General features: G+C 65.7%; 11 protein-coding genes. All 11 read left to right on the top strand.

Annotation, left to right across the window (positions count from 1 at the left end):
- A partial coding sequence (gene secY / locus DD1DGNOD_RS22920) for a preprotein translocase subunit SecY (protein ID WP_131771014.1) occupies window positions 1–1,279 on the top strand: 1,279 nt, incomplete at its 5' end.
- Window positions 1,279–1,932 carry an adenylate kinase gene (locus tag DD1DGNOD_RS22915; RefSeq protein ID WP_131768517.1) on the top strand — a complete coding sequence of 218 codons (654 nt, stop codon included), beginning with the start codon at window positions 1,279–1,281 and terminating at the stop codon, window positions 1,930–1,932. The genes secY and DD1DGNOD_RS22915, both read left to right, overlap by 1 nt.
- 323 nt (window positions 1,933–2,255) lie before the next feature.
- Window positions 2,256–3,095, top strand: coding sequence for a type I methionyl aminopeptidase (gene map / locus DD1DGNOD_RS22910; protein WP_131768516.1), 840 nt, complete (start codon window positions 2,256–2,258; stop codon window positions 3,093–3,095).
- Between the two features lie 261 nt (window positions 3,096–3,356).
- Window positions 3,357–3,578: a translation initiation factor IF-1 gene (infA, locus tag DD1DGNOD_RS22905; RefSeq protein ID WP_006541558.1), complete on the top strand. Its 222-nt coding sequence runs from the start codon at window positions 3,357–3,359 to the stop codon at window positions 3,576–3,578.
- A gap of 115 nt (window positions 3,579–3,693) precedes the next feature.
- Window positions 3,694–3,807 carry a 50S ribosomal protein L36 gene (rpmJ, locus tag DD1DGNOD_RS22900; RefSeq protein ID WP_003956441.1) on the top strand — a complete coding sequence of 38 codons (114 nt, stop codon included), beginning with the start codon at window positions 3,694–3,696 and terminating at the stop codon, window positions 3,805–3,807.
- Between the two features lie 195 nt (window positions 3,808–4,002).
- Entirely contained in the window at window positions 4,003–4,383 is a 381-nt protein-coding gene (gene rpsM / locus DD1DGNOD_RS22895; protein WP_131768515.1) for a 30S ribosomal protein S13, read from the top strand.
- A gap of 93 nt (window positions 4,384–4,476) precedes the next feature.
- A complete protein-coding gene (gene rpsK / locus DD1DGNOD_RS22890) occupies window positions 4,477–4,881 on the top strand; it encodes a 30S ribosomal protein S11 (protein ID WP_013875088.1) in 405 nt (134 codons plus the stop codon).
- Window positions 4,882–5,040: 159 nt separating this feature from the next.
- Entirely contained in the window at window positions 5,041–5,667 is a 627-nt protein-coding gene (rpsD, locus tag DD1DGNOD_RS22885; RefSeq protein WP_131768514.1) for a 30S ribosomal protein S4, read from the top strand.
- A gap of 147 nt (window positions 5,668–5,814) precedes the next feature.
- Window positions 5,815–6,864, top strand: a complete 1,050-nt coding sequence (locus DD1DGNOD_RS22880) for a DNA-directed RNA polymerase subunit alpha (protein ID WP_131768513.1) — start codon at window positions 5,815–5,817, stop codon at window positions 6,862–6,864.
- A gap of 331 nt (window positions 6,865–7,195) precedes the next feature.
- Entirely contained in the window at window positions 7,196–7,852 is a 657-nt protein-coding gene (gene rplQ / locus DD1DGNOD_RS22875) for a 50S ribosomal protein L17 (protein WP_131771013.1), read from the top strand.
- Between the two features lie 241 nt (window positions 7,853–8,093).
- Window positions 8,094–8,556: tRNA pseudouridine synthase A (locus DD1DGNOD_RS22870; protein WP_430827856.1), on the top strand; the 463-nt coding region annotated here is incomplete at its 3' end.

Here is an 8,556-nt window from a genome sequence, read left to right as displayed (position 1 = left end):
CACACGGGCTTTCCGCACGCCTGACCTGCGCAAGAAGCTGCTCTTCACGTTCGGGATCGTCATTTTGTTCCGGATCGGCAGTGTGTTGCCTTCCCCCGGGGTGTCGACCAAAGCGATCAACACCTGTCTGTCCTCGGCGAGTGCTGACAGCAGCAACGTCTACTCGCTGATCAACCTGTTCAGTGGCGGTGCGCTGCTGCAGCTGTCCGTCTTCGCGCTCGGGATCATGCCGTACATCACGGCAAGCATCATCATCCAACTGTTGGTCGTGGTGATCCCCAGGCTTGAGCAGCTGAAGAAGGAAGGCAGCTCCGGCGAGCAGAAACTCACCCAATACACCCGTTATCTGACGATTGCGCTGGCCGTCCTACAGGCCACGGGCATCGTCGCCCTCGCCCGCAGCGGCAACCTGTTCCCCGGCTGCGCCACGCCGATCATCCCGGACACCAGCCTGTTCCGGGTGGCGGTCATTGTGATCACCATGACCGCCGGCACCGCCGTCATCATGTGGCTGGGTGAACTGATCACCGCTCGTGGCGTGGGTAACGGAATGTCCCTTCTGATCTTCACGTCGATCGCGGCGGCGTTGCCCTCCCAGGGGAGCCGGATCCTCCAGGTGGCTGGCGGGGTGGTCTTCACCCTCGTCTGTCTGCTCGGGCTCGCGATCGTCGTGTTCGTCGTGTTCGTCGAGCAGTCGCAGCGCCGCATCCCGGTGCAGTACGCCAAACGTCTCATCGGGCGCAGGATGTACGGCGGTACCTCGACCTATCTGCCCATCAAGGTCAACCAGGCGGGCATCATCCCCGTGATCTTCGCATCCGCGCTGCTACAGCTGCCGCAGCTGCTCGGGCAGGTATGGAGCAACACGACCTTCCGGGACTTCGAACAGCGCTATCTGGCTCGTGGCGACCATCCGTTGTACCTCGTCATCTACGCCGGATTGATCATTTTCTTCACTTACTTCTACGTGGCCATCACTTTCAACCCGACCGAGGTGGCGGACAACATGAAGAAGTACGGCGGTTTCATCCCCGGCATCCGGCCAGGACGCCCCACCGCGGAGTACCTCGACCGGGTGTTGTCCAGGATCACGCTGCCGGGTTCGCTCTTCCTCGGTGCCATCACCGTCCTCCCGCTGGCCCTGCTGAACCTCACCAAACAGCAACCCTTCCCGTTCGCCGGGACTTCAGTACTGATCATTGTCGGGGTGGGGTTGGAGACGGTGAAACAGATCGAAAGCCAGCTTATGCTCCGCAATTACGAAGGTTTTCTGCGGTAGTGCGCCTCGTACTGGTCGGACCGCCGGGTGCCGGCAAGGGCACCCAGGCCGCGTTCATCGCCCAGGCGCGGTCAATTCCCAAGATCTCCACGGGAGACATCTTTCGGGCGAACGTCCGGGAGGGCACCGAGCTGGGGGTGCTCGCCAAGCAGTACATGGACGCCGGCGACCTTGTCCCCGACGAGGTCACCATCGGTATGGTCCGCAACAGGCTGGCCGAGGACGACGCGGCCAAGGGCTTCCTGCTCGACGGCTTCCCCCGCAACGTGCCCCAGGCCGAGGTGCTGGGTCAGCTGCTCGAGGAGATGGGGACACGCCTGGACGTCGTCCTGGAGCTCGTAGTCGATGACGACGAGGTAGTGCGGCGCCTGTCCGGGCGGCGGACGTGCCGTAACTGTGGTCACATCTGGCATATGGACTTCGATCCACCCGCGGTGGAAGGCATATGTGACCGCTGTAACGGCGAGCTGTTCCAGCGGGACGACGACCGCTCTGAGACGGTACGTCACCGTCTGGAGGTCTATGCGGAGCAGACCTCGCCGCTGGTTGCCTACTACGCGGCGAAGGGCCTGCTGATCGGCATCGACGCGACCGGCCCGGTGGACAACGTTACCGACCGCGCGCTCGACGCCCTGCGTCACTACGCGAGCTGACGTCCCTGACCATTGAGCCTGCCCCGCGGATGGCATGCCTCGCGGGACCGGCCGGCACCACCGGGCATCGTGCGGCTGTCTCCGTGTGGTTGGCATCATGTGACCGGGGCATTGTGTGGCCGCTCTGATACGACCGGCAACGCGGCAGCGCGACAGGCACACTTGGGCGGGGCAGGGTACCGATGGCAAGCTCACGGGCACGGGACCAGCCGGCTCCGATAGCGTGATCTCCGCTGTTCGCGCCACCGGAGGCGTACGGGACGACCGCCGTCACAGGCGTGCAGGACAAAGGGTTACTAGGGATACGGACCGGGGCGACGAGCGTGGCGCGACGAGAGCATGTCCAGATCAAGACCGACAGTGAGATCGCGAAGATGCGCGTGGCGGGACTCGTTGTCGCGCGCGCCCTGGAAAAGCTGCGTGCAGCGGTCGAACCGGGGATCACCACCGGGGAGCTCGACGCGATCGCGGAGAAGTCGATTCGCGACGACGGTGCGATCCCCTCCTTCAAGGGCTACGGTCAGCCCCCCTTTCCCGCGTCGATCTGTGCGTCGGTGAACGACGAGGTCGTCCACGGGATACCGCACCGCAAGCGGGTACTGTGCGAAGGAGACATCATCTCCATCGACTGCGGCGCGATCGCTGATGGCTGGCACGGCGACTCCGCGATCACTGTCCCGGTCGGGACGGTGCCCCAGCCGTTTCTCGATCTGATCGAGGCGTGCGAACAGGCGCTGTGGCAGGGTCTGGCAACCGCGCAGCTGGGTGGCAAGCTGACCGACATCTCCGCGGCGGTCGAACGCTCTGTCAGCCCTCGGGGGTACGGCATAGTGGATCACTACGGCGGTCACGGCATCGGGACCGAGATGCACCAGCCACCACATGTTCTCAACCACGGGCGGCCGGGCCGGGGGATCCGCCTGGTCGAGGGGATCGCGCTGGCGATCGAGCCGATGATCACGATGGGTCGGCCGGACACCCGGATTCTCGACGACGAGTGGACCGTGGCCACCACGGACGGCTCCTGGGCGGCGCACACCGAGCACACGGTCGCGGTGACCTCACGCGGGCCCTGGGTGTTGACGGCCCTGGACGGTGGTACGGCGCAGTTCGCCGAGCTGGGAGTGCCCTGCGGCCAGCCAGCCGAGACCTCCGCGTCCTGACGTCACCCCGTTGCCGCGGTCGCCCCCGCCGCACCTCCGTCCGCTCCCGACACCCGACACCCGACACCCGACGTCGACGGCGGGGCCGCGTGGGCAGGCCCCGCCTTGCGCGGCCCGGGAACCTGGGCCTCCGACAGCAGTGACCGAGCCGGGTTGGCCCTTGACGGGTGGGCCACGTACACTTAAAAGCCGACGGTTAGCGGGGCATTGATGTTCGTCTGTGTCCACCGTCGGACACCCGAGGGTAGGACAGCGGAGGACATGCCGAAGAAAGACGGGGCTATCGAGATCGAAGGCCGAGTTGTGGAGCCACTCCCGAACGCGATGTTCCGGGTCGAGCTCCAGAACGGTCATCGAGTGCTCGCCCACATCAGTGGCAAGATGCGTCAGCACTACATCCGAATCCTTCCGGAGGACCGGGTGGTGGTCGAGCTGTCGCCCTACGACCTGTCCCGTGGTCGGATCGTCTACCGCTACAAGTAAGCTACCTGGCTACCGACAGCGTGATCCTGCTTCCCGCTGTCGTCGGCAGTCTGGTGACAACCCCAGCCATTCGCACGCGCGCCCCAGCGGCTGCGCAAGGGAGGTTCGTGCAGCCGTGAAGGTCAAGCCGAGCGTCAAGAAGATATGCGACAAGTGCAAAGTGATCCGTCGCCATGGTCGTGTGATGGTCATCTGTGACAACCTGCGCCACAAGCAGCGTCAGGGCTGACCGCTCCGCCGGGTAGCCCCAGGCCCAGGCTGGTGCCTGTGGTTGCCGCGGTGGCGCAACGTCCGTCCAAGCGTCACCAGGCCGCGTCACGCGGTACTCACCCCCGGTCGGAGGCCGGGGCCCGGGCCGGCGAACAGCTCGTCGGCACGGGACGGGGACGCTCAAGACCTCCGGTACAGGAAGGAAACACCTGGCATGGCACGCCTGTCCGGCGTAGACCTCCCGCGTGAGAAGCGGGTGGAGATTGCTCTCACCTACATATTCGGGATCGGCCGTAGCCGCTCCCTGGAGACTCTTGCCGCAACCGGGGTCAACCCCGACACGCGCGTCCGGGACCTGACCGACGAGGAGATCGTCCGGCTCAGGGAGTGGATCGACGCGAACTACCGGGTTGAGGGTGACCTGCACCGGGAGGTGCGTCAGGACATCCGCCGGAAGATGGAGATCGGTTGCTACCAGGGACTGCGGCATCGGCGCAATCTTCCCGTCCACGGTCAGCGAACCCACACCAACGCGCGTACCCGCAAGGGCCCGCGCCGTGCCATCGCCGGTAAGAAGAAGGCCGGTAAGAAGTAGTAAGTAGTCAGGGGCCCCGGCCGACGTGGCCACCGATGGCAGCCATGACCGGGCTCTGACCGACGACCTCGCAAACGGAGATCACGAACGCATATGCCGCCAAAGACGCGTGCCGCCGGCATCAAGAAGGTCCGGCGCAAGGAAAAGAAGAACGTCGCGCACGGCCACGCCCACATCAAGAGCACCTTCAACAACACGATCGTTTCGATCACCGATCCCAGTGGGAACGTGATCTCTTGGGCGAGCGCCGGCCATGTCGGATTCAAGGGATCGCGGAAGTCGACTCCCTTCGCCGCGCAGATGGCCGCGGAGAACGCCGCCCGTAAGGCGCAGGAACACGGGATGCGCAAGGTGGACGTCTTCGTCAAGGGTCCCGGTTCGGGGCGGGAGACCGCGATCCGCTCCCTGCAGGCAGCTGGCCTTGAGGTCGGCGCCATCCAGGACGTGACCCCGACTCCTCACAACGGCTGCCGGCCGCCCAAGCGACGCAGGGTCTGACCAACAGCAGTATCACGGCTTCCGGTGGCGCGGGGCAGGACATGATCGTGTCACCTCCGGTCGGGTTCGCGCCAGCAACACCAGGGCTTAAGGCCTCCGATGGCGCGAAGAAGCACATCGTCGCGCCATCTCTGGCCGAAAAAGGAGAGAAGGACAAGCATGGCCCGCTACACCGGCGCGGACTGCAAGCGCTGCCGCCGTGAGAAGACGAAGTTGTTCCTCAAGGGCAGCAAGTGCGAGTCGCCCAAGTGCCCGATCGAGATCCGGCCCTATCCTCCGGGCGAGCACGGCCGGGGCCGCACCAAGGAATCCGAGTACCTGCTGCAGAAGCGTGAGAAGCAGAAGTGCGCGCGTATCTACGGCGTTCTGGAGAAGCAGTTCCGCGGCTACTACGACGAGGCCAACCGGCGTACCGGCAAGACCGGTGACGAGCTGCTGAAGATCCTTGAATCGCGGCTCGACAACGTCGTGTACCGCGCCGGCTTCGCTCCTTCCCGGGACGCCGCGCGCCAGGCCGTCCGCCACGGCCACGTCGTGGTCAACGGCGGCAAGGTCGACATCCCCAGCTACCGGGTCAGCGAGAACGACATCATCGAGATCGCGCCCAAGGCACGTGAGCTGACCCCGTTCATCATCGCTCGTGAGATTGCCGGTCAGCGCACCGTCCCGGCCTGGCTGGAGGTCATTCCCAGCCAGTTGCGGGTGCTGGTGCACTCACTGCCGGCTCGCCAGGTGATCGACACCCAGGTTCAGGAACAGCTCATCGTCGAGCTCTACTCCAAGTAGTCTTGTTCCAGGTGGGTCCGTTCCAGGTAGTCCAGACTGGAACAGGCACGACGTGGGCGGGGTGGACAGAGGCCTCGTCCACGGGCTCCGGCCGGAGCCGTAGCCACGGCGTCATATAGCGGTCGCCGTGTCCGGAAGGATGTAACCATGCTTATCGCCCAGCGCCCGACGTTGATCGAGGAGCCGATCTCGGAGTTCCGCTCGAGGTTCGTCATCGAGCCGCTTGAGCCGGGTTTCGGCTACACCCTCGGCAACTCGCTTCGCAGGACCTTGCTGTCGTCCATCCCCGGTGCGGCGGTGACCAGCATCCGCATCGACGGGGTGCTGCACGAGTTCTCCACCGTCCCCGGTGTGAAGGAGGACGTCACCGACCTGATCCTGAACCTGAAGGAACTGGTCGTCAGCTCGGAGAACGACGATCCGACCGTGATGTACCTGCGCAAGCAGGGCCCGGGAGTGGTGAGCGCGGCGGACATCGCTCCGCCGGCTGGCGTCGAGGTCCACAGCCTCGACCTGGTGCTGGCAACCCTGAACGACAAGGGCAAGCTCGAGATCGAACTGACCGTCGAGCGAGGTCGTGGCTACGTCAGCGCCACCCAGAACAAGCAGCCGGGGCAGGAGATCGGCCGGATCCCGGTGGACTCCATCTACTCCCCGGTACTCAAGGTCACCTACAAGGTCGAGGCAACCCGCGTCGAGCAGCGCACCGACTTCGACCGGCTCATCGTGGACGTCGAGACGAAGCAGTCGATCTCGCCGCGGGACGCGATGGCCAGCGCCGGAAAGACACTCGTCGGCCTCTTCGGCCTTGCGCAGGAACTGAACGCCGAGGCAGAAGGCGTCGACATCGGCCCGTCCGCCGCGGACGCCGCGCTTGCCGCGGATCTGGCACTGCCGATCGAGGAGATGGACCTCACCGTCCGTTCCTACAACTGCCTCAAGCGTGAGGGTATTCACACCATCGGTGAGCTGGTGTCCCGCAGCGAGGCGGACCTGCTCGACATCCGCAACTTCGGGCAGAAGTCGATCGACGAGGTCAAGACGAAGCTTGCCGCGATGGGTCTGCAGCTCAAGGACTCCCCGCCCGGATTCGACCCGCGGCAGGCAGTGGACACCTACGGCACCGACACGTACTCGGCCCCGTTCAGCGACCCGGCCGATGACAGCTCGGAGTTCGTCGAAACCGAACAGTACTGACGAAATAGTACTGAGGAGCACCACAAACCCCAGGCCGAAGGCGGCGCGGTATCATTTTTTGCGCCGCCCGGCAGCCTGCATATATTGATCTTTCCCTCGCCCGGTCGTCGAAGGCGACCGGGCGGCTCTTGGGCGGTGGCCTTCCCATGAGCTCGGGTCTCCGGATCGCGGCGGAGCCACTCGGTAGGGTAGTAGGTTGTGATAGAGCGTGATCGCCGAAGGTGATTACGCCGCCCTGGGTAGTGGCCAGTCCACGAGCTAGGGTCCCCGAATAGCGGCGGAGCCGCTATCCGGGGGAAGCGGACAGCGAAAGGATCGAGGAGCACCTGTTATGCCCACGCCTACCAAGGGCCCCCGGCTCGGTGGCAGCCCCGCGCACGAGCGGCTGTTGCTGGCCAACCTCGCCACCGCGCTGTTCGAGCACGGCGGCATCACCACGACCGAGGCCAAGGCGAAGCGGCTTCGCCCATATGCCGAGAGACTGGTCACCTTCGCCAAGCGCGGCGACCTGGACGCCCGTCGACGTGTGCTCAGGGTCGTCCGGGACAAGTCCGTGGTACACGTTCTGTTCACCGAAATCGGACCGCGCTACGCGGATCGCAACGGCGGCTACACCCGCATCGTCAAGCTCGGGCCACGCAAGGGGGACAACGCCCCGTTGGCCCGTATCGAGCTGGTCGAGGCCCTGACAGTTGCCCAGGAGGCGGTACGGGAGGCCGAGCGGGCTCGCGGCAGCCGCTTCGCGTCCCGTCGCAGTCCCACTGGGGCGACGGCCGAGGCCGCGGCCGACCTGGCGAAGGAATCGCCCACTGCGGCAGCGGTTGCCGCCGAGGTCGAGTCCGACGCCGCCGAACCCGACGTCACCGAGGTTGACGTCACCGAGGCCGGGGCTGGTGCCGCGCAGGCCGACGTCCGCGCTGAGCCGGCACAGGCGCTGTCGGCGGAGGAGACCACCGGCGATGACACAGACACGCCCAAGGCCGGCTGAGCAGCGGACTCAAGCCGACCGGACAAGAGCCACACCTTGGCTCAGGTCCTGCAAGTCCTGACTGAGCAGGAGCCGCATCGCACAGGCCCACCATCCGATGGAGGATGGTGGGCCTCGTGTTTCGTTCACCACCGTGATCCCGGTGATTCCCGATGTGCTTACATCATCATCTTTGTATCCTGCGGGACGATGTGACCCGAAGTATGATCCAGGACCGTGTAACCCGAATCGCCAGGAAGCGGTGAGCACTCTCGACGGGCTGGTCCGGCTACGCCTCGATCTTGCCTATGACGGCACTCCGTTCGCGGGGTGGGCGCGTCAGCCTGGGCAGCGCACTGTTCAGGGCGACGTCGAGGACGCGCTGATGCGGGTGGCGCGGTTGCCGGCGGTCCGGCTCACGGTCGCCGGGCGTACCGATGCTGGCGTCCATGCCCGTGGTCAGGTGGCCCACGTGGATATCCCTGACGACGTGCCGCTCGGTGGGCTTGCGCGCAGGCTCAACGGTGTGCTGGACCGCGCGGTGCGGATCACGGCCCTGGCGCCGGCCTCGCCGGGTTTCGACGCCCGCTTCTCCGCGTTGTCCCGTCGCTATGTCTATCGGATCGGTGACGCGTCGTATGGGGTTGACCCGCTGCGCCGGCACGACACGCTGGCGTGGCCGCGCCCGCTGGACGCCGAGCGGATGGGGGACGCGGCCCTTGCCC

This window comes from Candidatus Protofrankia californiensis, assembly GCF_900634765.1.
GTDB classification, from domain to species: domain Bacteria; phylum Actinomycetota; class Actinomycetes; order Frankiales; family Frankiaceae; genus Protofrankia; species Protofrankia californiensis.
Note: the sequence above shows the minus strand (reverse complement) of the source record. Positions and strands in the feature narration are given on the sequence as shown.

Coding starts and splice junctions, on each gene's coding strand:
- infA (WP_006541558.1), top strand. CDS start 3,357: ATGCCGAAGAAAGACGGGGCTATCGAGATCGAAGGCCGAGTTGTGGAG.
- rpsM (WP_131768515.1), top strand. CDS start 4,003: ATGGCACGCCTGTCCGGCGTAGACCTCCCGCGTGAGAAGCGGGTGGAG.
- rpsK (WP_013875088.1), top strand. CDS start 4,477: ATGCCGCCAAAGACGCGTGCCGCCGGCATCAAGAAGGTCCGGCGCAAG.
- rpsD (WP_131768514.1), top strand. CDS start 5,041: ATGGCCCGCTACACCGGCGCGGACTGCAAGCGCTGCCGCCGTGAGAAG.
- DD1DGNOD_RS22880 (WP_131768513.1), top strand. CDS start 5,815: ATGCTTATCGCCCAGCGCCCGACGTTGATCGAGGAGCCGATCTCGGAG.
- rplQ (WP_131771013.1), top strand. CDS start 7,196: ATGCCCACGCCTACCAAGGGCCCCCGGCTCGGTGGCAGCCCCGCGCAC.